25 protein-coding genes and 2 other annotated features are annotated in these 25752 nt (G+C 38.8%); of the genes, 3 read left to right on the forward strand and 22 right to left on the reverse strand.

The features are described 5' to 3' along the window. Positions 1–38: 38 nt before the first annotated feature. From pheT to ACE199_RS06500, 3 genes are all read right to left on the reverse strand, one after another. Complete coding sequence (pheT, locus tag ACE199_RS06490; protein WP_375349052.1) at positions 39–2453, reverse strand: phenylalanine--tRNA ligase subunit beta; 2415 nt, start codon at positions 2451–2453, stop codon at positions 39–41. A gap of 101 nt (positions 2454–2554) precedes the next feature. After that, positions 2555–3595, reverse strand: a complete 1041-nt coding sequence (pheS, locus tag ACE199_RS06495; protein WP_375349178.1) for a phenylalanine--tRNA ligase subunit alpha — start codon at positions 3593–3595, stop codon at positions 2555–2557. 56 nt (positions 3596–3651) lie between these two features. Further along, positions 3652–3892, reverse strand: a binding site (T-box leader). Positions 3893–3927: 35 nt separating this feature from the next. Continuing rightward, positions 3928–4728, reverse strand: a complete 801-nt coding sequence (locus tag ACE199_RS06500; protein WP_375349054.1) for a TrmH family RNA methyltransferase — start codon at positions 4726–4728, stop codon at positions 3928–3930. Between the two features lie 64 nt (positions 4729–4792). On the opposite strand from ACE199_RS06500, the gene sspI reads away from it, so the two are divergent. Continuing rightward, the gene (gene sspI / locus ACE199_RS06505; RefSeq protein WP_127761586.1) at positions 4793–5002 is read left to right on the forward strand and encodes a small acid-soluble spore protein SspI; all 210 of its coding nucleotides are present in this window, start codon (positions 4793–4795) and stop codon (positions 5000–5002) included. 76 nt (positions 5003–5078) lie between these two features. Here the strand turns inward: sspI and ACE199_RS06510 are convergent, their stop codons facing one another. Together ACE199_RS06510 and ACE199_RS06515 are read right to left on the reverse strand one after the other, a co-directional pair. After that, a complete protein-coding gene (locus ACE199_RS06510; RefSeq protein WP_375349055.1) occupies positions 5079–6164 on the reverse strand; it encodes a M42 family metallopeptidase in 1086 nt (361 codons plus the stop codon). Positions 6165–6220: 56 nt separating this feature from the next. Further along, the gene (locus tag ACE199_RS06515; protein ID WP_375349056.1) at positions 6221–6709 is read right to left on the reverse strand and encodes a dUTP diphosphatase; all 489 of its coding nucleotides are present in this window, start codon (positions 6707–6709) and stop codon (positions 6221–6223) included. Between the two features lie 109 nt (positions 6710–6818). Here ACE199_RS06515 and ACE199_RS06520 point away from each other — a divergent pair, with 109 nt between their 5' ends. Together ACE199_RS06520 and aspA are read left to right on the forward strand one after the other, a co-directional pair. Next, a complete protein-coding gene (locus ACE199_RS06520) occupies positions 6819–7202 on the forward strand; it encodes a sigma-w pathway protein ysdB (protein WP_375349058.1) in 384 nt (127 codons plus the stop codon). 467 nt (positions 7203–7669) lie between these two features. After that, entirely contained in the window at positions 7670–9094 is a 1425-nt protein-coding gene (gene aspA / locus ACE199_RS06525) for an aspartate ammonia-lyase (protein ID WP_375349060.1), read from the forward strand. Positions 9095–9215: 121 nt separating this feature from the next. On the opposite strand, the gene ACE199_RS06530 is transcribed toward aspA, so the two are convergent. The 17 genes from ACE199_RS06530 to polA all read right to left on the reverse strand — a co-directional run bounded on the left by ACE199_RS06530 (position 9216) and on the right by polA (position 25489). Then, the gene (locus ACE199_RS06530; RefSeq protein ID WP_375349061.1) at positions 9216–9791 is read right to left on the reverse strand and encodes a TVP38/TMEM64 family protein; all 576 of its coding nucleotides are present in this window, start codon (positions 9789–9791) and stop codon (positions 9216–9218) included. Between the two features lie 65 nt (positions 9792–9856). Next, positions 9857–10117: a DUF1294 domain-containing protein gene (locus tag ACE199_RS06535; protein ID WP_375349062.1), complete on the reverse strand. Its 261-nt coding sequence runs from the start codon at positions 10115–10117 to the stop codon at positions 9857–9859. 66 nt (positions 10118–10183) lie between these two features. After that, on the reverse strand, positions 10184–10543 hold the full coding sequence (gene rplT / locus ACE199_RS06540; RefSeq protein WP_119116809.1) for a 50S ribosomal protein L20: 360 nt from the start codon (positions 10541–10543) through the stop codon (positions 10184–10186). 35 nt (positions 10544–10578) lie between these two features. Continuing rightward, on the reverse strand, positions 10579–10779 hold the full coding sequence (gene rpmI / locus ACE199_RS06545; protein WP_119116810.1) for a 50S ribosomal protein L35: 201 nt from the start codon (positions 10777–10779) through the stop codon (positions 10579–10581). Positions 10780–10801: 22 nt separating this feature from the next. Further along, positions 10802–11302 carry a translation initiation factor IF-3 gene (gene infC, locus ACE199_RS06550; protein WP_127761592.1) on the reverse strand — a complete coding sequence of 167 codons (501 nt, stop codon included), beginning with the start codon at positions 11300–11302 and terminating at the stop codon, positions 10802–10804. 114 nt (positions 11303–11416) lie between these two features. Further along, positions 11417–11551 (reverse strand) — a sequence feature (ribosomal protein L20 leader region). Between the two features lie 131 nt (positions 11552–11682). Continuing rightward, positions 11683–11868 carry a hypothetical protein gene (locus tag ACE199_RS06555; protein ID WP_127761593.1) on the reverse strand — a complete coding sequence of 62 codons (186 nt, stop codon included), beginning with the start codon at positions 11866–11868 and terminating at the stop codon, positions 11683–11685. Between the two features lie 212 nt (positions 11869–12080). Beyond that, positions 12081–14012 carry a threonine--tRNA ligase gene (thrS, locus tag ACE199_RS06560; protein ID WP_375349063.1) on the reverse strand — a complete coding sequence of 644 codons (1932 nt, stop codon included), beginning with the start codon at positions 14010–14012 and terminating at the stop codon, positions 12081–12083. Positions 14013–14434: 422 nt separating this feature from the next. Further along, positions 14435–15274 (reverse strand): sporulation protein YtxC, encoded by an 840-nt coding sequence (ytxC, locus tag ACE199_RS06565; protein WP_375349064.1) that lies wholly within the window; start codon positions 15272–15274, stop codon positions 14435–14437. Between the two features lie 118 nt (positions 15275–15392). Next, entirely contained in the window at positions 15393–16331 is a 939-nt protein-coding gene (gene dnaI / locus ACE199_RS06570; protein WP_375349065.1) for a primosomal protein DnaI, read from the reverse strand. Next, positions 16318–17730: a replication initiation and membrane attachment family protein gene (locus ACE199_RS06575; protein ID WP_375349066.1), complete on the reverse strand. Its 1413-nt coding sequence runs from the start codon at positions 17728–17730 to the stop codon at positions 16318–16320. The genes dnaI and ACE199_RS06575 overlap by 14 nt, the downstream gene beginning before the upstream one ends. An 87-nt stretch (positions 17731–17817) precedes the next feature. Beyond that, the gene (gene nrdR, locus ACE199_RS06580) at positions 17818–18279 is read right to left on the reverse strand and encodes a transcriptional regulator NrdR (RefSeq protein WP_252286962.1); all 462 of its coding nucleotides are present in this window, start codon (positions 18277–18279) and stop codon (positions 17818–17820) included. A 405-nt stretch (positions 18280–18684) separates the two neighbouring features. Continuing rightward, positions 18685–19065, reverse strand: coding sequence for an adenosylmethionine decarboxylase (speD, locus tag ACE199_RS06585; RefSeq protein ID WP_127761599.1), 381 nt, complete (start codon positions 19063–19065; stop codon positions 18685–18687). 316 nt (positions 19066–19381) lie between these two features. After that, positions 19382–20413, reverse strand: coding sequence for a glyceraldehyde-3-phosphate dehydrogenase (locus ACE199_RS06590; RefSeq protein ID WP_375349067.1), 1032 nt, complete (start codon positions 20411–20413; stop codon positions 19382–19384). A gap of 244 nt (positions 20414–20657) precedes the next feature. Then, positions 20658–21257 (reverse strand): dephospho-CoA kinase, encoded by a 600-nt coding sequence (gene coaE / locus ACE199_RS06595; RefSeq protein WP_375349068.1) that lies wholly within the window; start codon positions 21255–21257, stop codon positions 20658–20660. A gap of 23 nt (positions 21258–21280) precedes the next feature. After that, on the reverse strand, positions 21281–21913 hold the full coding sequence (gene ytaF, locus ACE199_RS06600; protein ID WP_375349070.1) for a sporulation membrane protein YtaF: 633 nt from the start codon (positions 21911–21913) through the stop codon (positions 21281–21283). Positions 21914–22008: 95 nt separating this feature from the next. Then, complete coding sequence (gene mutM, locus ACE199_RS06605) at positions 22009–22842, reverse strand: DNA-formamidopyrimidine glycosylase (protein ID WP_375349072.1); 834 nt, start codon at positions 22840–22842, stop codon at positions 22009–22011. 19 nt (positions 22843–22861) lie between these two features. Then, complete coding sequence (polA, locus tag ACE199_RS06610; RefSeq protein ID WP_375349073.1) at positions 22862–25489, reverse strand: DNA polymerase I; 2628 nt, start codon at positions 25487–25489, stop codon at positions 22862–22864. Between the last annotated feature and the right edge of the window lie 263 nt (positions 25490–25752).

Consider the following 25752-nt stretch of genomic DNA (forward strand, 5'->3'; position numbering starts at 1 on the left):
CCTGTACATTTGACTGTTTACCAGCCAAATCTAATAGGTTATCCGCGCAACTCTGCCCCTGCTTGGTCTTTTACCGCCGCAAGCACTTTGTCATGTGCTTTTGTAATGTCTTCGTCCGTTAATGTACGTTCTGGATCGAAGTATTTTAACGAGTATGCAATGGATTTTTTGCCTTCTTCCATTTTATCGCCTTCGTATAAATCAAATACTTGCACCTCTTTTAATAAAGCACCGCCTGCTTCAACGATGATGCTTTGAATATCGCCTGCTTTTGTCGTTGAGTCCACAACAAGTGCGATATCACGTGTAATCGATGGGAAACGTGGAATCGTTTCATAAGCGATTGGAGCAACCTCTGCTTCTGCCAATGCTTTAAATGATAATTCAAAAACATAGGTTTCTTTAATATCCAATTCTTTTTGAACAGTTGGATGCACTTGACCGATAAAACCAATTACTTCACCATTTAATAGCACTTCCGCTGTACGTCCTGGATGGAGATTTTTCATTTCTGCTTGACGATATTCGATTTGGCTTGCTACACCTAACGTATCGAATAAAGCCTCTAAAATTCCTTTTGCGACAAAGAAATCAACTGGCTTCTTTTCACCTTGCCATAAGTGGGATTCCCATAAACCTGTGATAGCAGCAGCTACATGTTCTCTTTCTTCCGGAAGCTGTTCGCCATCTTGTTTTAAGAAAACAGAACCAATTTCATATAACGCAACTGAATCCATTTGACGAGCATTATTGTATTTCACTACTTCTAATAATTGAGGTACAATGCTTAAACGTAATTGGCTGCGTTCTTCACTCATCGGCATTGCTAGACGAATCGATTCGCGTGCTTCTAAAGCGAATTGAGCAGCTTTTTCTGCGCTTGTTAACGAATACGTAATCGCTTGGAAAAGACCAGCGCCTTCTAATGTACGACGCGCTTTACGACGTTTTTGTTGATAATCTGATAACGCCCCAGGCGTTGTCGTGCCAGTTGGCAGCGTAGACGGAATATTATCGTAGCCATACAGGCGAGCTGCTTCTTCTACTAAATCGGCTTCGATTGTAATATCGCCGCGACGAGTTGGAATCGTTACCGTGAAGTTTTCTCCTTCTACCGCTACATCAAATTGCAGGCGCGTGAAAATATCTTGTACTTCAGATACACTCATGCTTGTTCCTAGTAAGCCATTAATTTTATTAAGCGTAATCGAGATTACAGCTGGTTCAACCTTCATATCATTATATTCAACACTGCCTTCAAGAATCGTTCCACCAGCGTATTCCGCCATTAATTGCGCTGCACGCTCTCCTGCTTCACGAACGCGAGCTGGGTCTACTCCTTTTTCAAAACGAGCGCTTGCTTCACTGCGTAAGCCGTGATCTTTCGATGCTTTACGAACCGTGCTGCCTTTAAAATAAGCTGCTTCAATGATGACTGTCGTTGTATCATTTTTCACTTCTGAATTCGCTCCACCCATTACACCAGCGATAGCGACAGGCTCTGTACCGTTTGTAATGACAAGATGGTCAGGAGTTAATGTACGTTCTGCTTCATCAAGTGTTGTAATTTTTTCAGCATCCTTCGCACGACGAATGACAAGCTCTTTTGATCCAAGACGGTCGTAGTCGAACGCATGAAGCGGTTGACCATATTCTAATAATACGAAGTTTGTAATATCCACAACGTTATTATGCGGACGAATACCAGCTGCCATTAAGCGTGTTTGCATCCATAATGGCGATGGTCCAATTTTTACATCCTTCACAACTTTTGCAATATATAATGGATTATCTTCTGTTGCTTCTACTTTTACAGAAATATAATCAGATGCTTTTTCAGAAGCTTCTTCTTTTTCAATCGTTGGCCATTTCACATCACGTCCAAGAATAGCGGCAACTTCGTAAGCAACACCTAACATGCTTAACGCATCTGAACGGTTTGGTGTTAAGCTTAGTTCTAAAATTTCATCGTCTAAGCCAAGTGCTTCTAATGCATCTTCACCAACTTGTGCATCTTGTGGGAAATTGAAAATCCCAACAGCATACTCTTTCGCCACAATTTTAGATTCAATTCCAAGCTCTTGAAGCGAACAAATCATTCCGTGTGATTCTTCTCCGCGAAGCTTTGCTTTTTTAATTTTGAAGTTACCTGGTAAAACAGCACCCACTGTTGCCACGGCTACTTTTTGGCCTTTATCAACGTTTGGAGCTCCGCAAATAATTTGGACAGGCTCTTCCGCCCCGATATCTACTAAACATTTATTTAATTTATCGGCATTTGGATGTTGTTCACGCTCTAAAACGTGACCGATAACAACCCCTTTTAAGCCTTCACTTTTCTTTTCTACTCCTTCAACCTCAATGCCGCTTTTCGTAATTTTATCCGCAAGCTCTGCTGCACTGATGCCAGAAAGATCTACATATTCTTGAAGCCATTTATATGAAACAAACATCGTTGGTCCTCCTTTTAATGGATTGATTTGGCGAAATTAATCGCTAATTTGGATAGATTATAAGCAAAATTAGTGAGATTCCGGCCAAATCAGAGAAATTTTTACGCTTCGTGATGGTGGAATTGCTTTAAGAAACGCATATCATTTGTGTAGAAATGGCGAATATCATCCACACCGTATTTTAACATCGCAATTCGCTCAACACCGATTCCAAAGGCAAATCCTGAGTATTTCTTTGAATCAAATCCAGCCATTTCAAGTACGTTCGGATGAACGATTCCACCGCCTAATACTTCAATCCAGCCTGTTTGCTTACATACGTTACAGCCTTTACCACTGCAGATTTTACAAGAAATATCCACTTCTACAGAAGGCTCTGTGAATGGGAAGAAACTTGGACGCAAACGAATTTCACGCTCTTGGCCAAATACTTTTTTCAAAAATACTTCAAGCGTTCCTTTCAAATCACTCATTGAAATATTTTCATCAACGACTAATCCTTCAATTTGCATAAATTGATGAGAATGTGTCGCGTCATCATTATCACGACGATACACTTTACCTGGACAAATAATTTTAACTGGGCCTTGACCTTTATGTTTCTCCATTGTTCTTGCCTGAACAGGAGACGTATGTGTACGAACTAAAATTTCATCTGTAATATAGAAAGAATCTTGCATATCGCGTGCTGGATGGCTTTTCGGCAAGTTTAAAGCTTCAAAGTTGTAGTAATCGCTCTCTACTTCTGGACCTTCTGCTACTGTATACCCCATTCCGATAAACACGTCTTCAATCTCTTCGACAATGCGCGTTAATGGATGATGATTCCCTTTGTTCACCGGGCGAGCTGGTAACGTAATATCAATCGTTTCCGCTGCTAATTGAGCATTGACTGCCTCTGCTTCAAGCACCGCTTGTTTTTCTTCGATTGCTGAAGTAATCGCTTCACGAACAACATTCACAAGTGCTCCCATTTTTGGACGCTCTTCAGCAGACAATTTACCCATGCCACGCAATACTTCTGTAATTGGTCCTTTTTTTCCTAAGTAAGCCACACGAATATCATTTAATTGCTTTAAGTTTGATGCGGCTGACACTTTTTGCAACGCTTCTTCTTGCAGTTCTTGTAAACGTTCCTGCATCATCTATTCCTCCTTTATTTGTCAACATAAATAAACACAAAAAAACCCCATCCCATAAAAGGGACGAGGTTTATGTATCGCGGTACCACCCTTATTAGCATGGATATAAAACACCCACACTCACTTCATTAAAAATAACGGCTCTTCACCGGAACATTTTTCGGATCAATGGATCTTCCCAATGTCGACTCAAGAGGTGAATTCCTTTAAGCAGCGCCATTAAAAATGCTTTCAGTCTCGGCATTTTCTCCCTTAAAATGGATGTCTTAAGCTACTAGTCTCCGTCATCGTCTTTACTTATGAAATTCTGTTTCATTATAGTATATTTAAACTCATTTTCGCAAGTAGTACATCAAAATCCCTGCTGCAATCCCAACATTCAACGATTCACTTTTCCCGTAAATCGGAATATACAAGTTCTTCGTCGTTTTCGCTAACAATTCTTTTGAAACTCCTTGCCCTTCGTTTCCGACAAGTAAGGCAAAGGTTTCAGATTTCTCAACTTGTTCAAATGGCACACCGCCTTCTAAAGCCGTTCCATACACAGGCATATGAAGCTGGTCAATAAACTGGGACAAATTAGCCTTCATCACAGGTAAATGAAATAAACTTCCTTGTGTCGCTCGAACGACTTTCGGGTTATATACATCGGCACAGCCTTCTCCTAAAATGACAGCATCGATTCCCGCTGCATCTGCTGTACGAATCATTGTCCCTAAATTACCTGGGTCTTGCACTGCATCTAACAATAATAGTTTTCCTGATGGAATATCATCGAAATGGACTGTTTGTTGTTCGCAGACTGCCGCAATACCTTGTGGTGTTTCCGTATCACAAATCGCCTTCATCACATCTTCTTTTACATAGACGACTTCTGTTTGCTCTATTTTAAACTGAGCTGGCATTTCCATATCTTGATTAACAATGACCTCTAAAACAATTTGTTCCTTTAATGCTTCCTCAACAAGATGAAAACCTTCTATTAAATAGTGGCCTGATTTATCACGCTCTTTTTTCGTCGACAGCTTCTTCCATGCTTTTACCTTTGGATTTTTAACAGATTCAATATATTTCAACGTGTAACGCTCCTTTAATTTCACTGATTTTCCTATTATAACGCAATTTCCATACATAATGTATCCCGAATAAGGGCATGCTATCGTTGTTCAGCATTATATGACATGGGAGGAAATAATTATGAACTTAAATTTACGTAACGCCATCATTAGCAATGTAACGGGCAATACACAAGAACAGCTCGAAGATACAATTGTCGATGCAATTTCAAATGGCGAGGAAAAAATGCTTCCTGGACTTGGTGTACTGTTTGAAGTTATTTGGCAAAATTCCTCACAAAATGAAAAAGAAGAGATGCTTCGTGCATTAGAAAATGGGTTAAAAAAATAACAGCCGAATCGGCTGTTATTTTTTTATAAAAATTCAGTTTACCGCCAGTTTGACTCCATAACCTGCAAAATCTACCTTACTCGTACGTAATCCGGTCCACTGTTTCACGATCGAGTCGTTTAATCACTTCCACGACTAATTTCACAGCATTTTCATAATCATCGCGGTGAAGCATCGCCGCATGAGAATGGATATAGCGTGTCGCGATACCAATTGAAAGTGCCGGCACCCCTTTTGCTGTTACATGAATCGAGCCAGCATCTGTTCCACCACCTGGAATGGATTCAAATTGATAAGGAATGTTTAGTTCATCCGCTGTATCTGTTACTAAATCACGTAAACCTTTATGTGAAACCATTGATGCATCATATAAAACGATTTGCGGTCCATCGCCCATTTTGCTCATTGCTTCTTTTTCAGAAACTCCCGGCGTGTCACCTGCAATGCCGACATCAACAGCAAAGCCTATATCCGGCTGCACTTGGAATGTTGATGTTTTCGAACCGCGTAAGCCGACCTCTTCTTGAACAGCCCCGATTCCGTATACAACATTTGGATGACTTTGATTTTTCAGCTGCTTTAACACATCGATAGCAATCGCACAGCCAATGCGGTTATCCCAAGCCTTGGCCAGCAGCATTTTTTCATTGTTCATCACGGTAAATTCGAAATACGGTACAACCATATCTCCCGGCCGTACACCCCATCCTTGCGCCTCTTCTTTGCTGGATGCACCAATATCAATGAACATATCCTTAATTTCAACCGGTTTTTTTCGAGCTTCAGGTGATAAAATATGAGGTGGTTTTGAACCAATTACACCTGTCACATCACCTTTTCTTGTCACAATCGTTACGCGCTGTGCCAGCATGACTTGATTCCACCAACCACCTACTGGCTGAAATTTCAAAAAGCCTTTACTGTCAATTTGCGTAATCATAAATCCTACTTCATCTAGATGCCCTGTGACCACAATCTTTGGCCCATTTGCATCACCTGTTTTTTTGGCGATTAAACTTCCTAAGCCATCATTTGTTATTTCATCGGCGTAAGGTGCAATATATCGTTTCATCACTTGTCTTACTTCTGATTCATTACCAGCAATCCCTCTTGCATCGGTTAAATCTTTAAGCATCGTTAATGTTTCATCTAACTTAGTCATTATGTATCACTCCTTTTCGTAACCATAATTATACAGAAGTCATTTCTTCACGACAATTAATAGCCCTGCTGCTGCCGTTCGTGATTCACTTCATTCTTCGTTATATAAGCTTGTTCTACATCGATTGCTGAAAAACCAAGCATATATCCAAGTCGGATATATTCGGTAAATACCGTTTGGAACGACTCGAACGTTACTTGTTGCTGAAACAGACTAATCTCTCGATACAATAAAATAAATTGCTCTGTCAGATTACGCTGTTCCAATGTAAACATTTCTGGCACCGTCGGTTTAAAACTCTGCTCATTTGCGAGCGACAGCAGAAAATGAATTCCATCAACATATTCACCGAGAATGGTTTCTCGCTCAGAAGGTCCCCTTAGACTCCAAAATTTAAAACAGCGCGTTTCATTGGCAAGTTCACCTAACTCCACTAAAAGCGCCAAAATTTTTCGTTCCACAAGGTCTTCTGTTTCTAACCCATGCTTCCGTTCAATATGCTGGTCAAGCACCGCTTGCATGTCCATTAATTTGGAAATATTCATCTCATCACTACTTTCTACCTTTATCGCTTAAATTATAGCAAATATGTGAAACTTTTAAAAAATTCGTTCGTACATAGTATAGAAACGTTATGAAAAAGGGGGATATTGTATGGCCTTATTATTCCGTCTTATTTTATTGGTAGTTATTGTATTTTTGTTATATACAGCAATTAAATATATGTTAAGTCCGCGAAGAAAACTGGAATTAGCCCATGAACAAGGAAAGTTCTATTTTCTCGATGACCCAAAAAATATTCGTAAAAATTTCTTATTAACATATAACGGAGTCTTATTTGAGGGCGAAAAATACCTTGGAACGACGGAGCGTTCCTTTGAAGTCGTGTCCATTTTTATTTGGCCAAAAAATACAGCCGATCTAAAAGGGCTAAAGCGGGACGACTTCTTAAAAATCGAAGCTGCTATAAAAAAACAATACCCCGCCTCTGCCATTGACTGGAAAAGCCCTGTGAAGGAATTTTTGAATAGGGATTAAAGAAAGAAGGTGTCCTGAATATTTGGATAACTCCTTTTGAAGAATTCAAACATTTATCATTAAATAAGAAGCCTCCTCTAATGGAAGTTTCACTTTATTACAATCATTCATTGTTTTACAGAAACGCCCCCCTACTTCGTTCATAAAAGAAGCAGGGGGGTGTTTACTATGAAAAAGGGGCGACGGGAGCGATTAATTCTTTTAGCACTTCGAATCGTTATGGATACATGAGAAGCTAAGTCCGCGATAATAAAGTGATTCCCAAGCATGATGATACAGAAAAGGAGAGCTAAAAGAACAAAGGCAAAGTTACGTCTTCCCCGTCCTCTTCTTTACTAACTATAAAAATTGTAAAATTGTAAACTTTTCTAGTGCAATTTTTCATAAAAACATTTATGATAGAGAAGATCAATCTATAAATGATATTAAATTGATCTAAAAATTATATAAGGAAGTTAGGGACTACGATGTTAAAAACAAAATATCGAATCGAAAAAGACTTTCTAGGTGAAAGAGAAATTCCTGCGGATGTTTACTATGGTATTCAAACACTGCGAGCAGTGGAGAATTTTCCGATTACAGGATATAAAATTCATGAAGAATTGATTAATGCACTAGCAATCGTTAAAAAAGCGGCAGCGATGGCGAATATGGATACAAAGCGCCTTTATGAAGGTATCGGTAATGTAATCGTTCAAGTTGCAGATGAAATCCTATCTGGACAATGGCACGAATACTTTATCGTTGATCCTATTCAAGGCGGCGCTGGTACTTCCATGAATATGAATGCCAATGAAGTTATTGCTAACCGTGCACTAGAACTAATGGGAAATGATAAAGGTGAATATAGTAAATTAAGTCCAAATAGCCATGTGAATATGTCACAATCAACAAATGATGCATTTCCTACTGCCATTCATATTGCAACACTAAATTTATTAAATAAATTACTAGAAACAATGAATGATATGCATGTAGTATTTAAGAAAAAAGCACAAGAGTTTGATCATATCATTAAAATGGGGCGCACCCATCTCCAAGATGCTGTTCCGATTCGTTTGGGGCAGGAATTTGAAGCATATAGTCGCGTAATCGCACGAGATATTAAACGAATTAGTCAAACACGCGAGAACTTATATGAAGTAAATATGGGTGCAACTGCTGTCGGAACAGGTTTAAATGCAGACCCTCGCTATATAGAAAATGTTGTGAATTATTTAGCTGATATTAGCGGATTGCCACTTATTCACGCCGAACATCTCGTTGATGGAACGCAAAACACCGATTGTTATACAGAAGTATCAGCGGCACTAAAAATTTGTATGACAAACATGTCCAAAATAGCAAATGATTTACGTTTAATGGCATCCGGTCCACGCGCAGGACTTGGTGAAATCAGCTTACCTGCACGTCAACCTGGCTCTTCCATTATGCCTGGTAAAGTGAATCCGGTTATGGCAGAAGTGATTAACCAAATTGCGTTTCAAGTAATCGGGAACGACCATACAATTTCTCTTGCATCAGAAGCAGGACAGTTAGAATTAAACGTTATGGAACCTGTTCTCGTATTCAATTTATTACAATCAATTAGTATTATGAATAATGGTTTCAGAACCTTTACCGATCACTGTCTATCAGCCATTGAAGCGAATGAAACACGTATGAAAGAATATGTGGACAATAGCGTTGGTATTATTACCGCAGTTAATCCACATTTAGGCTATGAAGTCGTATCACGGATTGCGCGTGAAGCGATTCTAACAGGAAAACCAATTCGAGAGCTTTGCCTGCAGTATGACGTACTAACAGAAGAAGAACTGGACTTAATTTTAAATCCATTCGAAATGACGAAACCAGGCATTGCTGGAAACTCTCTTTTTGATCGAGCATAAAACAAAGCAAAGAGGCTGCCCTAAACTTTTTAGGCAGCCTTTTTTCTATGCCTATGATTATGAAAAAGGTACGTCACGGATCATCAAAAATGAAGAGTCTTGCCCATTCACCTCAAAATCTTCAGCCTTTATCCTTATATCGAAAAAACTCCCTCCAAGGGACGACATTTCGCCTTTCTCTTACTAGATATAAAAGAAACGTAATCGCTACTAACATAATGATAAGAGATGTTGAACTAAAATTAGCTATAGAGTGGCCAAACACCGTGTAGACAAAAGCAAGTGGAATATTCGTTAAAAACGATAGGTAGAGGTAATGTTTAATGCCTTTATTCGATTCCATCAAACAAAATGAGAGAAGATAATAATGAATAAAAGGAAGCAATCTTAGTATAGCAATTTGAGAGCTGTTCAGCTTGTGATTGCCGAACAGCTTATCTTTTAAAAGCAACAGCTTATCTCTAGTTTTCGGGAATTTTCCAATAATAAAATAAAAGCAAAGGTTTGACAACGTTAATCCAATAATAGAATATATTGTACCTAAAACAGGGCCGAATAAAATACCACCTGAAATACACACGACAATAACAGGGATGAATAGAAGTTGCCGGAGCACATGAAAAGCAATAAACACAAAAGGCATAAACACACTACCAGACTGAATATAACTTAAGACAATTGCCAATTTCTCATCCATGTTCTCCCTCCGTCTATCACGCTGCTGTTCTTACAAGCATATACAAGTTATAGCCTACGTATGACTTAATCTATTCCATACATTACAAGCAAGCCAAGCTGAATCACCATTAAAACAGGCAGCCCCCATTTAAACGAAGCATGCTTTGTCTTGTGACGAAACTGCTTCATACCTAGATAAGCGCCCGTTCCTCCACCGATAACAGCTACTATCCATAACGTTCTTTCACTAATACGATATTCCCCATTGCGCGCTTTTTTCTTATCTATCCCCATTATTGTAAACGCAAGAATATTAATAAAGATCATGTACACTATAGTAAACAAAAGCTTCTCCCCCTTTTAAAATATGAAAAAAGCCATTCTCTGTTACAGAGAATGACTTATAAAAAATTATTTGTTTAATTGTGCTTTTGCAGCGTCTGCTAATTGAGCGAATGCTTGTGCATCAGCAATAGCAAGGTCAGCAAGCATTTTGCGGTTTACTTCGATACCAGCAAGCTTTAAACCGTGCATTAAACGGCTGTAAGAAAGACCGTTGATGCGAGCTGCAGCATTGATACGAGTGATCCATAATTTACGGAAATCACGTTTTTTCTGACGACGGTCACGGAAAGCATAGTTTCCTGACTTCATCACTTGTTGGTTAGCTACTTTATATAAAGTATGTTTAGAACCATAGTAACCTTTAGCTAATTTTATAACTTTTTTACGACGTTTGCGAGTAACAGTACCGCCTTTTACACGTGGCATGTTATTTCCCTCCTATTTGACTCGATAAATCGAACTTATTTAATGTTGTCTAACATATGACGAATACGTTTGAAGTCACCAGTGCTTACAAGACCTGCTTTGCGAAGTTTACGTTTCGCTTTAGTAGATTTGTTAGCAAATAAATGGCTTGTATAAGCTTTTGAACGCTTAAGTTTGCCGGATCCAGTTTTTTTGAAACGTTTAGCAGATCCGCGGTGAGTTTTCATTTTAGGCATAAGGTATTCCTCCTCATTACAATTACTTTTCGTTTTTCGGTGCTAGTACTAAGAACATGCTGCGCCCATCCATTTTTGGATGTGTTTCAATCGTAGCCACTTCTTTACACGCTTCAGAAAATCGATCTAATACGCGTTGTCCGATTTCTTTATGTGTGATTGCACGTCCTTTAAAGCGGATAGAAGCTTTTACTTTATCCCCTTTTTCAAGGAATTTGATAGCATTACGAAGCTTCGTGTTAAAGTCATGCTCTTCAATTGTTGGGCTCAGACGAACCTCTTTTAAATTGATCACTTTTTGATTTTTACGCGCTTCTTTGTCTTTCTTTTGCTGCTCGAAGCGGTGTTTTCCGTAGTCCATAATACGGGCTACAGGAGGCTTTGCATTTGCAGCAACTAAAACTAGATCAAGATTCACACGAGCGGCAATTTCCAATGCTTCAAATTTCGTTTTAATTCCAAGTTGCTCTCCATTTTGGTCAATAAGACGAACTTCGCGGGCACGGATGCCTTCGTTCACCATCGCGTCTTTACTAATAGTTAGCCACCTCCAAGGTTATTTAGCGAATACGAACGTAGAGATAAAACGGCAACGCTCACAACTCGCTTACATGATTTGCACTTGCATTTATGCTCAATCAATAAAAAAGTGCGGGTACAGAATGCACCCACACAGATAGACTCATTTAGAAATTCCAAATAATCAAATCATGACCTGTTAACTACTACAAAGCGTCAACCAGGTGAGAAGCGGGTGCCTCTTCTTTCCTCAATTTCGTATTCAATTTACCTTAGAGAATATATCATAAACACAGATGATTTGTCAAATACATAAATGGTTATTCTCAACAAAAATTATCTTATCAAATTTCCTTACGTTTGACAATACATATTTTTTGAAAGTTATTTTGAATCCTCTTTCTCTTTTTTTCTTTTATCAAACGCGTCCCACGAAAAAAAGAGAATCCAAAAAAGCAAAACAGGAACAATCGCATATTGGCGATAATTATCAAGTATTAATAAAATAACAATAGCTAAAAAAGCCGGTCCAAACAAAAAAATAAATTTCTTTTTTTGCCCTTCTTGCATAGCAACAACCCCATTTATCAAAAGATTCTCTCTTCATATTAGAGCATAAAACGATTTGTTTCAATTATCTTGTCGTTTATCCCACACTTAACGGACAGTAAGATCCTAATAATGGAAGTTTCACACAAATGAGCCGAAAATTGTATAAATCAACAATATTCATTAACAGAGCTAAAAAAAGAAAGGCACATCTGCTGTGCCTTTCTCCTGCATTAACGATTTACTTCTGCTTGAATAAGCGCTGAAAATTCTTCAAACGAAATGGTTTCTGATTTTTGTTCGCCATATTTACGAACATTTACGCTTCCTTCTTTCACTTCATTGTCTCCAACAACGAGCATATAAGGAATTTTTTGCATTTGTGCTTCACGAATTTTGTAACCGATTTTCTCATCACGAGTGTCTAAATCAACGCGAAGACCAGCTGCTTGTAATTTTTCTTGAACTTCTTTTGCATAATCAAGATGAACAGCAGGTGAAACTGGAATAACTTGCGCTTGAACCGGTGCTAACCAAGTTGGGAATGCCCCTTTATATTCTTCAATTAAGAATGCTACGAAACGTTCCATTGTTGATACTACACCACGGTGAATAACGACTGGACGATGTTGTTTTCCATCTTCACCAACATAACCTAAGTCAAAGCGTTCCGGTAATAAGAAATCTAATTGAACAGTTGATAATGTTTCATCTTTTCCAAGTGCAGTACGAACTTGAACATCGAGTTTTGGACCGTAGAATGCCGCTTCTCCGTCAGCTTCAAAGTAGTCAAGCTCAAGCTCATCCATCGCTTCTTTTAACATACCTTGTGCTTTTTCCCACATTGCATCATCATCGTAGTATTTCTCAGTATCTGCTGGGTCGCGGTAAGAAAGACGGAATGAATAATCCTTAATATCGAAGTCTTTATATACTTCTAGAATTAAATTGACTACGCGTTTAAATTCGTCTTTAATTTGATCTGGACGAACGAAAATATGCGCATCATTTAATGTCATTCCACGCACACGCTGCAAGCCGGATAATGCGCCTGACATTTCATAACGGTGCATTGTACCAAGCTCAGCAATACGAACTGGAAGCTGACGATAACTATGAATTCCATTTTTGAAAATCATCATATGGTGCGGGCAGTTCATTGGACGAAGAACAAGTTGCTCATTATCCATTTCCATCACAGGGAACATACCATCTTGATAATGATCCCAGTGACCAGATGTTTTGTATAATTCCACACTACCCATAACTGGTGTATACACGTGATCATAACCTAGACGCTGTTCTTTATCGACAATATAACGCTCGATTGTACGGCGAATTGTTGCCCCTTTTGGAAGCCATAACGGAAGACCTTGACCTACTTTTTGAGAACTCATAAATAGGTTTAATTCTTTTCCGATTTTACGATGGTCACGCTCTTTTGCTTCCTCAAGCAAGCGTAAGTGCTCTGCTAACTCTTCTTTTTTAAAGAAAGCTGTTCCATAAATACGTTGCAGCATTTTATTTTTGCTGTCTCCTCTCCAGTAGGCACCAGCAATGCTTAGCAGCTTGAATTCTTTAATTTTTCCTGTCGATGGAACATGAATCCCGCGACAAAGATCGAAAAACTCCCCTTGTTCATAAATTGTTACTTGTTGATCGGCTGGAATTGCGTCAATTAACTCTAATTTATAATTGTCGCCAATTTTTGTGAAACGAGAAATTGCTTCGTCACGGCTTACTTCAATACGATTAATTTCTAAGTTTTCGTTGACGATTTTTTTCATTTCTTTTTCAATTAATGGTAAGTCTTCTGGTGTTAATGATTCTTCAAGGTCGATATCATAGTAGAAACCGCCTTCAATAACTGGGCCAACACCAAACTTTGCATTTTTATATAAACGTTTAATCGCTTGAGCCATTAAATGAGCTGTACTATGACGCATAATTTCTAGGGCATCGATTGTATCTTGCGTCACAATTTCAATTGTTCCATCCGCTAAGATAGGACGTTTTAAATCGTATAATTCCCCATTAAATTTACCAGCAATCGATTTCTTTTTTAAACCAGGACTAATAGATGCTGCAATCTCTTCTGTTGTTGTGCCTTTATTAAACTCCTTCACTGCGCCATCAGGAAAAGAGATTTTTACTAATTCAGACATACAGTTTCACTCCTTCTACATTTTCACTACGTTATAGTAGTGTGCTCAATTTGTCTTATTCCCTTCGTAAAGGTATTTGGACAATATAAAAAGCCCGCCCCTGTCTAAAACAGGGACGAGCTTAGTAAACAAAATTATAACCCGCGGTTCCACCCTCGTTTCATTTTGCCAATAGACAAAATGACACTCGAAGCTTGGTAACGGCAGCTTTCCGTCAACTCATAATCGCTACAATAGCTTTCCGAGCCGAAGTTCAAAGGTGGTAAGTGTTCTAGCCGAATAGGAAGCTTACAGCCAAGGCCTCCCTCTCTAAAAATCGGGGTTAGAATACCCATGTCCTCATCATAACTTTTAAAAAACTTAATTGAAGTAGTATGTAGCAAATTATAATCCGTACTACTCGGAAATGCAAGTGATTTTTCTTAATCATTATACATACAAAAAGCATTCAACGGCAATACAACCGAACGTTCTTCAAAAATTCGCTTTACCGTTTGAATCAGCCCTTGTTCCATATCATCCGTATAAATATAAAGCCGCTCTGGAGCGATGGATAAAAGCGGAGCGAGCGTCACGGATTCAATATAAATCGAACTATTCGCCAACAAATGGCGATCGACTAACTCATTAATTTCAAGCCGTTCAAGCTTTCGATAAGAAGCATCATAAAAATAAAAAGCGTCTTGATAAACGAGGTGAAGATAGGGCATTTTAGGAGTACGTTTATGCAAGAAATCCCGCAATGTAGCAATAAAGCTCTGATAATCTTGTTCAAGCTTATACTCATCAATTGCGAGCATCGCATATTTTTCTAAAGATTGATGAAAGGACTTTAAACGAAAGGTTATAAAAGAATCAAACGAAAAGGACAGCTTCCTTGTTAAGATCGTTTGCAAACCGTCCTTAATGATTTGCTTTTCTTCCCCGAACAAAGGCTTTCTAGCCGCGTTTCTCTCTCCTTCAAAAATTGAAGACGCAATTTGTAGAATCCCATCAATTTCATCTCGCTCACGATATAGAAACTTTTGAATGATAACCTGTTCAAGTACTGATTGGAGCTTCTCTTCTACTAGGAAACTATGAAAAACATCTGTAAGCATCACTAGCCACTTTTCAATCGGCCGTTCTTCCAAGTCTAATTTTAAGCCTTGTTCCGGCGTACATATCATATATTGTTGCAGCTCTCCCCCTAGAGAATGGGCAGAGACAAACTGTAATAGTTTTAATGCCTCATTATTATTTTGAAATGAAATAAGAACCAATCTTTGTCCCCCCTAACCCGCACATTTTATGCTTATATATATGGAGGTTAGGACTTGTTTAGAAGTAGAATAGCCAATCAAATAGAAAAAGTGACCTGAAACTAGGTCAGGTCACCACTCACAGTCTTCGATTTTTACCTTCTAGCTCAATCGGTTCTGCTAAATATTGAAGACGTTCCATTACTCGCGCCGCTTTCACTTCTTCCCGCTCCCCTCGCTGAGAAAAAGTTAAATGATTTTTTAACTGATCAAAGTTAAAATTCGAGGTAAAGAAAGTCGGCAAATTCTCAAGCATTCTAAATTGCAATATTGGCCCAAGCACTTCATCTCGACCCCAGCTCGTCATTGATTCAGCGCCTATATCATCAATCATTAGTACAGGAGCCGTCTTTACCATTTCAATCTTTTCATTCACTGTATTATCCCCAATCGAGCCTTTAAGCTCGCGCAAAAAGTCGGGAAAATATACAATCAACGATGATATTTGTTTCTCGGCTAATTGATTCGCTATCGCTCCTAGTAAATAGGTTTTTCCAACACCAAATTCCCCGTGAATATAAAGTGCTTTTTGCTTTTGACCTGGTATATAATCATTGATAAAACTCATTACCTTGCCTACTATTGCGTATCGTTCATCCGATACGTCCTTTTCTAAAAAGTCGGCAATATTGGCCGCAAGAATATCGCGCGGTACATATAGGCTGCGAATTAACTTCTCGCGTTTTCGTTTGTCATCTTCTACTACTTTCCGTGGACAGACTTCATAATGAAGATCCAGAGCATTCCCTTGAATCACAAGCTTTGGATAATATCCTTGCATCATATTCACACAACCATCTAAACTTGGACACTTATCACATTTCTTGCTTTGTGTCGAAAATTCATACAGTTTCCCGACACTTTTTTCTAACATTTCTTTTGTAATAATGGACCGATTTTCATGTAAAAAATCATGAATGTGTTCATCTTCCATCACTTCTTGCTTTAAAGCTTCATAACGCTGCTGAAACTTTGTACCATTCGTCAATTTGTTTAAGGCTGAATTAATCTTTTGCATCAGCGTGATCACCTCCTGCATTTAACTTTTTCACTTGCTCCCATATCGCTTTTTTCTGTTCATCAGAAACGGTTGCCGCTTTCTTTTGTTCAGTCTGCTTCTCTTCTGTTTTATTTAACCAGGCCGGAACCATTTCCGTACGCGTTGCTTTTTGACGACTGCCTTTTGCGCTTGATTTGTTGCCATCTGCCCAACCTTGATATTTACGATGCTCTTTTCTCGCTAACTCCATCGCTTCTTTAACAGTGACAACATTCATGCGCGTCCAATGACCAGCAATCTTTTCAACATAATTCTTTGTGAATTTCTTTTCTGCTTTCAACATTACGTATTCAATTAACACATTCACCACACCAGGATTTAAATTTTGGTTGAGCATAATATCTTCAACAATTTTTAAATCAGCTTCTACAATTTCAGCACCATTCGATAGTTGCTTAAGCCGTTGCAACGGGGAGACTGTTTCTAAACGCTGAATATGCTCCTCCTCTTGATTCCTTGGAGAATCCATTTGAGTGCGATAAATGACTGGCTGTACACGACTAACGAGCGAGGGCATATCAGCATGCCGTTCAATTTGATACCAATCACGCGCTGATTTACGTAAGTGTTCTTCATCAATCTCATCATCAATGGATATGGCTCCAAGCACTAACTTCTGCATTTCAAGTGGATTAATGTCATATAGAAAAGCAAGCTTGGCAATCGTTGTTTTAATACGGGGCGTTAGTGCTTTTCTCGGCACTAACGATGATTTCAAACCTGCCATTAATAAATCAAAATCAAATTGATGCTCAAACCCTGTCGGAAGAGTTCCCTCTTGTCGATCAATAAACTGTTGACGAACCAACGGCTCTTTCGCACCTTCTGCCTCATCACTTACATATAAAGAATGATCCGAAGCAAAAACTTCAGCAAAAGTTTTTGTTACATTCTCATACTCTCGCACAGGCAATACATCATCCGAAAAGAACTTCTTCAATCGGTTATATGCACCTTTCCCAATCTTTTTAAACAAATAAATATTTAACATGCCGTCCGTAAAAAATTGCTGCGGCGATAGCGGTGGATGTAACTCGTATACAAACTCCTTTGTTTCACCATTTTTCTTCTTATAAACACTCAGCAATCCGATTCCTTCGAGCTGGAGTCTAGCTTCATAAATGTCACTCAAGTTTAGCCCCATCGTATTCATAAGTGAATAATGAGTTGTTGGCTCTGCCCAAAGTCGATTCTCTTCAAGCTCACTCCATAAACTCATATAAAGGCTCAAACAAATGGGACCAATAAGTGGTTGATAAAGGCGAGTAAGTACATTCCGATCATAATTGTGCAGCATTCCCGCTGAAGATACCCTATATTGATCTGCGGGAAGCAGTTCTTGCCAATGCATCGACATCTTCATTCAAACCTTTCAAAGAATTCCTTTGTATTCATTACATTTTACAAGATGAGCGAAAAAAGAGCCAAAGGTTTATCTTTAGCTCTACTTTCGTTCTTTATTTAATAATTCCTTCAATTCATCAATAAAAACGTTAATATCTTTGAATTGACGGTATACGGACGCAAATCGCACATAAGCTACCTCATCCACATCCGCTAGCTTATCCATGACCATTTCACCAATATGATCGCTTTTCACTTCAGAAATTCCATTATTACGCAATTCTTTTTCAACATAATTCGTAATTTCTTCTAGGCCTTTTAATGGGACTGGACGCTTTTCACAAGCTCTAATTAAGCCGCGAAGAATTTTGTCACGACTGAATTCTTCCCGTGTACCTTCTTTTTTAACGACAATTAACGGTATTTCCTCTACTTTTTCAAATGTCGTAAATCGAAAACCGCAAGACTCACATTCGCGACGCCTTCTAATGGATTTGCTATCATCCACAGGTCGTGAATCGAGCACTCTTGTTCCATTGTATTGACATGACGGGCACCTCATTATTATCAGCTCCGTTTATGTACTACTCTCTACATCATATACAGTGAGAGAACTCCATTTTTATTATTATCTTAACTAAAAGAAGCTAAGAGTACAAGCAAAATCAGCGGGGAGTCTCAATAAAGTGAAACTTCCATCAGTGGGGGTTTTCTTTCATCCCCCACTGATGGTTAGTTGAACCAATCGGACCTTTACGGGCAGTTGACCCCCACCTATCTTCTTTGACTCCTCATAAGCTTGAGGTGGGGGTCTTACTGCCCGTTAAGTGTGGGATAAAAAGACTTTCGTACACCATATTGTTTATCACACAGTTTAGAGCTCAGTTGTGCGAGGCTAGAATCAATAACGGCACATACCGAGCTATAAAAAAAGAGATGCTCTACAGCACCTCTGTATGTTCAAACCTTATAATACACCTATTTTAGTTGCCTTTATGTGCACTGGGCCCATCCCGCGTGGTAATTCTATCTTTTCACGCGTTTCGGCATTTAATGCTTCAGCAATATAATCTGCCGCAATATTTGGATCTAAATCTCCACATGTGTATACATCGATGCTTGCATATCCGTGTTCTGGAAAGCTGTGAATCGTTAAGTGTGATTCAGAAATAATAACAACTCCACTTACTCCTTGAGGAGCAAATTTATGGAAAGCTACCTCACGTATCTCTGCACCTGATTTTAAAGCGGCATTAACGAATGTTCTTTCAATAAACTCAATATTGTTCAATTTGTCAAAGTCACAACCCCAAAGTTCGGAAATAACATGTCTACCCATTGTTTCCATGTTTAAGCTTCCCCCTTAAACAGATTTAGGAATTTTATAAATTGAACATTAATAACTACCGGGGGAAAGTTAGTCCAAAGAGGCCCTAACCCTTTAAGCAGTCGTTAGGTAAGCCTTTTATGAAGAAGCTTACGACTCATAGTATATGTTTAATTTTCTTTTGCAACCGACTTTTAATTTTCAACATAACAGAAATAATTTATTATTATTGTTAATTTCAAGCAAAATAACGTTGTGGATTTTTTTAAACAGCGCTAACAATATAAAAAACCTACTGCTATTTTGCAGTAGGTCCATAAAACTCCATGCTTAAGCCTTAACCAGCATGTACTTGAGAAGTTTCCTCTAATTTAGCTGCTACTAATTTAACAAGATCAACAACACGGTTTGAATAACCCCACTCGTTATCATACCAAGCAAGTACTTTCACTTTTCGATCACTAATAACCATCGTAGACAAGCCATCGATAATAGCTGAGTGTGGATTTGTTGTGAAGTCAACCGATACAAGCGGTTCTGTTGTGTATTCAATGATTCCTTTGAATTCGCTTTCAGAAGCTTCTTTAAACGCTTCATTAATTTCATCTGCCGTTACATCACGATTTAAATCTACAACAAGGTCTACTAAAGAAACGTTTGGTGTTGGAACACGTAACGCCATACCATGTAGTTTTCCTTTTAATTCAGGTAATACTAAAGATAAAGCTTTCGCAGCGCCTGTTGTTGTAGGAATGATGCTTCCTGCACAAGCACGGGCACGTCTTAAATCTTTATGCGGGTTATCGATATTATTTTGGTCATTTGTATAAGAGTGAACAGTTGTCATTAAACCATTATCGATACCAAATTTTTCATTTAATACTTTTGCTACAGGACCTAAACAGTTTGTTGTACAAGAAGCATTTGAAATAACAAAGTGTTTATCAATATCTAGTTGCTCTTCGTTTACACCCATAACAATTGTAATATCTTCATTCGTACCAGGTGCTGATAAAATAACTCGTTTTGCCCCTGCATCTAGATGTGCAGCTGCTTTATCACGATGATTGAATTTTCCTGTTGCTTCAACTACAATATCTATGTTTAGTTCTTTCCAAGGCAATTGCTTTGGATCACGATTATTTATTAATTGAACACGACGTCCATTCACAACAAGTGCATCTTCTTCTGGTACAATCTCTCCATCGAATTTACCATGTGTAGTGTCGTATTTAAGTAAATGCGCTAAAGTTTCAGCAGGATAACTGGCATTGATCGCTACAATGTCCAAACCTTCATCTAATATGGCTTTACGGAAAACCATTCTACCAATTCTCCCAAATCCGTTAATCGCTACTCTTGCATTCATTTTGTTTGGACCCTCCCGAAATTAATGTTATACTTTTTATAACCTCATATACAATTAGTATAACATATTTACGTCAAAAAGTGCTATAAAAATGTTATAATAAATTAAATTTATTCATCAAAAAAGAAGAAACATTGTTAGTTTCTTCTTTCGGATGAAATTCATTCACTTTTTACTCCATTTGATTAGTTTAGCAAACCCGCAGCAAAGGGTAAAGAACTTCCTTGCCAGCAAACGTTATACTTTATCGTATATCCCACTGCTTTAGGATAGCAAGCACTTGTTGCTTCGTTTCTTCTAATTCTCCATTATTATCAACAACAGCATCTGCCAACGCTTTCTTCTCAACTAACGGCATCTGGGAATGAATGCGAGCGAGTGCTTCACTTTCCGATAAATCATTGCGTTTCATTAACCTTTGAAGCTGTACCTCTTCATCCACATAAATGAGCAGAGACTTTTCCACCATATACGTCAGCTTGCTTTCAAATAAAAGAGGAATATCCATAAAGACCGTTTCCGCTCCATCTTGAAAAGCTTTTTCTGTCTGCTCCTTCATTCTCTTTCTCACAGCAGGATGGACAATGCTATTTAAACGCAGTCTTTTATCTTCATCATGAAAAATAAGCGTACCTAATTTGGGACGATCAATTCCCCCGTCTGGCAGCAAAATGTCCTCGCCAAACGCTTTAACTATGTCATGGTAAGCTTCTTCACCAGGCTCGACTACTTCACGAGCTGCCACATCAGCATCGACAACAACAAAACCTAACTCTCTAATATACGTACTTACACTGCTTTTACCACTTGCAATGCCCCCGGTAATTCCAATAACTCGACCCATATCCTTCTCCTTTATAATCTATTCTACAATTTTAATATCCCGATAATAATGAGTAATGCCCCTGGAAGAAAAGATAAATTTTGCACAAGCGTGCTTTTCGATAGTAATTTGCCGCTTTGAAGCCCACTCCAAATAAAGACGGAGCTCATGACTCCAATTGCAAAAGCAAGCACTAGCGGTGAAATACCAATCATAGCCGCGCCAATTCCCGCACCAAAAGCATCTAATGAAAGAGCCACACCGAGAACGAGAGCTTCGACGCCATTAATCGTACCTGATTTATCAAAATCGGCATCCGTCGGTTTTTGTAAAATATTAATTACGACACCGAGCGATTTAATTTCAAAGTTAAAAATAATCTTTTCTTTAGAATGACTTTCTATTGTTTCTTTTTCCTTTTTAAAAAACTGATAAACAAGCCAAATGCCTAGCAAAATTAAAATAGCGCCACCTGTTTTTTCAGCCGCATTAGGAGAGACAAGCTGACTAATGAACTCACCAATCAGCATGGCTACACCGAGACTAATACCCGAACAAATCGAAATAACAATAATCGATCGAAATGGGATTTTCACACCGCGCATGCCTAATGTGACTCCCACTCCGAACCCATCAATACTTAATGCGATAGAAAGAATAATAAGCTGTAACCACATCGATGATGACTCCCTCCAATTCTGTTGCTAAAACAGTATATGGAAAGAGCCTATCCGATGTGTAAAGAAAAGCGAAGTTGACTCGTTTTCCTTCTTTATGATGGACGCACCTGACACGATGGACAAATATGTGTACCACGCCCACCGACAACTAGTTTCTCAAGCGGTGCGCCACATCTCTTGCAATTCTCTCCTTTTCGGCCATAAACAAATAGCTCTAATTGAAACATACCGATTTGTCCTTGTGAATTGATATAAGAACGAATCGTACTGCCTCCCTTTTCAACAGCCTCCGATAATGTCGCAATAATTTCTTGATGAAGCTTTGTAATTTCGGCATCCGTAAGCGATGAAGCGACTCGCTCAGGGTGGATACCAGAACGGAAGAGCGACTCATCGACGTAAATATTCCCAATACCAACGACAATATGTTGATCCAGTAAAACTGGTTTAATTTTTCGATTGGTTTTCCGTAATGCTCGACGTAGGTACTCGACCGTAAAATCTGCTAATAACGGCTCTGGACCTAGATTCAAAAGCGGTTCTTGCTCAAACTCTTCTCCTTTTTTAAATAAATGCATCGTTCCAAATTTACGAACATCACGATACCTAAGCTCGCTGCCATCTGTAAAGGAAAAAATGACATGGGTATGTTTATCATATGGCTCCTGTTTCGGATACACTCCATATTTCCCTTCCATTCGTAAATGCGAGACCATTGAATAATCATCTAATGTAAAAATTAAAAACTTTCCACGGCGTCCGATTTCACGAATCGTTTGTCCAACAAGTGCATCGCAAAATTGTTCAACCGGCTCTGGTTTTTTAATAATCTTCGGCCATAAAACGGATACTTCTTGAATTTCTTTTCCTAACACTAATTGTTCCAACGTTCTTCTGACTGTTTCTACCTCTGGAAGTTCTGGCATGATGTTCACCTATCTTCATTTATTTTGCATCGAACCACGTTGCTCCAAAATTATAGTCCACTTTTAACGGTACATTTAAGCAAATAGCATTTTCCATTTCTTCAGGTACAATTTGCTTCAATATGTCAATTTCCTCTGGTGGAACTTCAAAAATCAGCTCATCATGTACTTGAAGCAGCATCCGTGCTTTCAAACCTTCTCGCTTTAAACGCTCACTCATGTTAATCATCGCAAGCTTAATAATATCTGCAGCACTCCCTTGAATTGGTGTATTCATTGCTGTTCTCTCCGCAAAGCTTCTTATATTAAAGTTACTGCTCGTAATTTCCGGAATATAGCGTCGTCTATGCAACAGCGTCGTACTATAGCCCTTTTGACGCGCTTCCTGAATACTCGCATCCATATAATCTTGAACACCAGGGAAACTCTTAAAGTACTTCGCAATAAACTCACTCGCTTCTTTCCTAGTAATCCCGAGATTTTGAGATAATCCGTAATCACTAATTCCATATACAATACCAAAATTTACAGCCTTCGCTTGACGACGCATATTTGATGTCACTTCATCAGCCGATACATGGAACACATCCATTGCCGTTTTCGTATGAATGTCCATCCCCGCCTGAAACGCTTCAACTAAGCCTGGATCATTCGCAATATGCGCTAGTACCCGAAGCTCAATTTGTGAATAATCCGCCGCAAAAATCAACCAATCTTGTTCGGAAGCAATGAAAGCTTGGCGAATTTTCCGTCCTTCTTCTAAGCGAATCGGAATGTTTTGAAGGTTCGGATCAGTAGAACTTAATCGCCCGGTTTGTGTTAGCGCTTGATTAAAACGAGTATGTACTTTCGCTGTTTTCGGATTGACCACTTTAAGCAATCCTTCGATATAAGTTGAGTGAAGCTTGCCAAGCTGACGATAATGGAGAATTTCCTTTACAATCTCATGCTTATCTTCTAATTTTTCTAGCACTTCTGCTGACGTTGAGTAGCCTGTTTTTGTTTTTTTCATAACAGGCAAGCCTAACTTTTCAAATAAAATAATACCAAGTTGCTTTGGGGAATTAATATTAAAAGCTTCGCCCGCTAAATCAAAAATTTTCGCTTCGATTGCCCGTAAACGTACAGATAATTCTTGCCCCATCGATTGCAAACGTTCAATATCGACCTTTACACCTTGCCATTCCATATCAGCTAAAATATTGGACAACGGTAACTCTAAATCCGTAAATAAACGATCTTGTTCATGCTCTTCTAATTTTGTAAGCATAGAATCCTTTAAAGCTAACAGCGCTTTCGCCTTACGAGCGAGATGTTCACTTAGTTTTGCTTCTTCGGGAACGGCGCGCTTCGCCCCTTTTCCATAAAACATCTCATCACTCACAAGCGGTGGTTGCTGCTGCACTTTTACGATCGCCGCAACATCTTCAACCGATTCTGCTGGATTTAAAATATAGGAAGCTAGAAATACATCAAAGTCAATTCCCTTTAATTCAATGCCGCGATGACGGAGAGCCACAATAGCTTTTTTCACATCGTATATCGTTTTGTACTTCGTTTCATCTTCAGCCCATTGTTTGAAAGCCGCTGAGCTGAGTGCGCTTTCACCTCTAAAATAAAAATGCCCGTGCTCATTGCTTAGCGCAACTCCAATGATGTCTCCATGATGATAATTATCTTCTAACATTTCAATATATAAGCCATTTTCATCAGCAAATAAATCCGCCGTAATGTCATCAACTATCTGTACGTCAATCTCTTCTTGTTCAATGTCTTGTCCATTTTCCTCATCTAGCTTATCAAGCAAAGTTTGAAAACCTAGCTCTTTATAAAAAGCAATTACTTTATCGTAATCCATCCCATTATAAGCTGTTTCACCTAAGGCTACTTCAATAGGAGCCGTACGCAAAATCGTCGCTAACTTCTTACTTAATAACGCTAACTCCCTATGCTCATTAATCTTTTCTTTCAGCTTTTGGCCGCTTACTTCTTCCACCGATTCAACAAGCTTTTCCACTGTTTCAAATTGATGCAGCAGCTTTAATGCTGTTTTCTCCCCTACGCCAGGGATGCCGGGAATATTATCTGAAGCATCTCCCATAAGCCCCTTTAAATCAGTAATTTGAATGGGCACAAGCCCGTATTTTTCCTGCACATGCGCCGGCGTATATTCTTCGATATCAGTAATTCCTTTTTTCGTAATCGAAACGGTTGTCTTATCAGACGTTAATTGTGTTAAATCTTTATCTCCTGAAATCACTTTCACTTCGAAGTCTTCTTGTTCTGCTTGTTGTGAGAGCGTTCCAATAATATCATCCGCCTCATAATTTTCTAACTCATAACGTTTAATTCCAAAACAATCTAGCAGCTCACGAATAAACGGAAACTGCTCTGACAATTCATTCGGTGTTTTTTGGCGGCCTCCTTTATACTCTTGATACGTCGCATGTCGAAACGTTGTTTTTCCAGCATCAAACGCAACGAGCATATGTGTCGGCTTCTCTTCCTCAATAATACGATTCAGCATCATTGTAAAGCCGTATACAGCATTCGTATATACCCCTTTGTCATTATTCAAAAGGGGGAGAGCAAAAAAAGCCCGGTACGCAATACTATTTCCATCTATTAATACTAACTTTTTATCCAAACAATTCTTCCTCCTATATCCAGGGACTAAAAGGCAAAATGCAAAGGCGGCGCAAACGCAGCACGCACTTATCAATGCCCTAAAACTGCACTATGTATTTCGCAACATCAAGGGGAGAACCCACACCTATGCGGACTTCCGACCCCACAGAATCAACACTATTTCCACTCCACCTTACATCCTCACACAACATAAAGTCGAAAACAAAGGCGGCGTGAACACAGCACCCACTCTTAACAGCCTTAAGCTGCACTACGTATTTC

The organism is Peribacillus sp. Hz7 (assembly GCF_042136355.1).
In the GTDB taxonomy this organism is placed as follows: domain Bacteria; phylum Bacillota; class Bacilli; order Bacillales; family DSM-1321; genus Peribacillus; species Peribacillus asahii_A.

What these genes read in the sequence shown, in the direction of transcription:
- ACE199_RS06555 (WP_127761593.1), bottom strand. Translation starts at nt 11,868, where the DNA reads ATGCAAGAAGGGCAAAAAAAGAAATTTATTTTTTTGTTTGGACCGGCT.
- ACE199_RS06520 (WP_375349058.1), top strand. Translation starts at nt 6,819, where the DNA reads ATGGCCTTATTATTCCGTCTTATTTTATTGGTAGTTATTGTATTTTTG.
- sspI (WP_127761586.1), top strand. Translation starts at nt 4,793, where the DNA reads ATGAACTTAAATTTACGTAACGCCATCATTAGCAATGTAACGGGCAAT.
- pheS (WP_375349178.1), bottom strand. Translation starts at nt 3,595, where the DNA reads ATGCAGGAACGTTTACAAGAACTGCAAGAAGAAGCGTTGCAAAAAGTG.
- aspA (WP_375349060.1), top strand. Translation starts at nt 7,670, where the DNA reads ATGTTAAAAACAAAATATCGAATCGAAAAAGACTTTCTAGGTGAAAGA.
- dnaI (WP_375349065.1), bottom strand. Translation starts at nt 16,331, where the DNA reads ATGCAAAAGATTAATTCAGCCTTAAACAAATTGACGAATGGTACAAAG.
- ACE199_RS06590 (WP_375349067.1), bottom strand. Translation starts at nt 20,413, where the DNA reads ATGAATGCAAGAGTAGCGATTAACGGATTTGGGAGAATTGGTAGAATG.
- rplT (WP_119116809.1), bottom strand. Translation starts at nt 10,543, where the DNA reads ATGCCACGTGTAAAAGGCGGTACTGTTACTCGCAAACGTCGTAAAAAA.
- ACE199_RS06530 (WP_375349061.1), bottom strand. Translation starts at nt 9,791, where the DNA reads ATGGATGAGAAATTGGCAATTGTCTTAAGTTATATTCAGTCTGGTAGT.
- coaE (WP_375349068.1), bottom strand. Translation starts at nt 21,257, where the DNA reads ATGGGTCGAGTTATTGGAATTACCGGGGGCATTGCAAGTGGTAAAAGC.
- thrS (WP_375349063.1), bottom strand. Translation starts at nt 14,012, where the DNA reads ATGTCTGAATTAGTAAAAATCTCTTTTCCTGATGGCGCAGTGAAGGAG.
- nrdR (WP_252286962.1), bottom strand. Translation starts at nt 18,279, where the DNA reads ATGAGGTGCCCGTCATGTCAATACAATGGAACAAGAGTGCTCGATTCA.
- rpmI (WP_119116810.1), bottom strand. Translation starts at nt 10,779, where the DNA reads ATGCCTAAAATGAAAACTCACCGCGGATCTGCTAAACGTTTCAAAAAA.
- ACE199_RS06510 (WP_375349055.1), bottom strand. Translation starts at nt 6,164, where the DNA reads ATGACTAAGTTAGATGAAACATTAACGATGCTTAAAGATTTAACCGAT.
- infC (WP_127761592.1), bottom strand. Translation starts at nt 11,302, where the DNA reads ATGGTGAACGAAGGCATCCGTGCCCGCGAAGTTCGTCTTATTGACCAA.
- mutM (WP_375349072.1), bottom strand. Translation starts at nt 22,842, where the DNA reads ATGCCAGAACTTCCAGAGGTAGAAACAGTCAGAAGAACGTTGGAACAA.
- ACE199_RS06575 (WP_375349066.1), bottom strand. Translation starts at nt 17,730, where the DNA reads ATGTCGATGCATTGGCAAGAACTGCTTCCCGCAGATCAATATAGGGTA.
- ACE199_RS06500 (WP_375349054.1), bottom strand. Translation starts at nt 4,728, where the DNA reads ATGTATGGAAATTGCGTTATAATAGGAAAATCAGTGAAATTAAAGGAG.
- pheT (WP_375349052.1), bottom strand. Translation starts at nt 2,453, where the DNA reads ATGTTTGTTTCATATAAATGGCTTCAAGAATATGTAGATCTTTCTGGC.
- ACE199_RS06515 (WP_375349056.1), bottom strand. Translation starts at nt 6,709, where the DNA reads ATGAATATTTCCAAATTAATGGACATGCAAGCGGTGCTTGACCAGCAT.
- speD (WP_127761599.1), bottom strand. Translation starts at nt 19,065, where the DNA reads ATGGAAACAATGGGTAGACATGTTATTTCCGAACTTTGGGGTTGTGAC.
- ytaF (WP_375349070.1), bottom strand. Translation starts at nt 21,913, where the DNA reads ATGTGGTTACAGCTTATTATTCTTTCTATCGCATTAAGTATTGATGGG.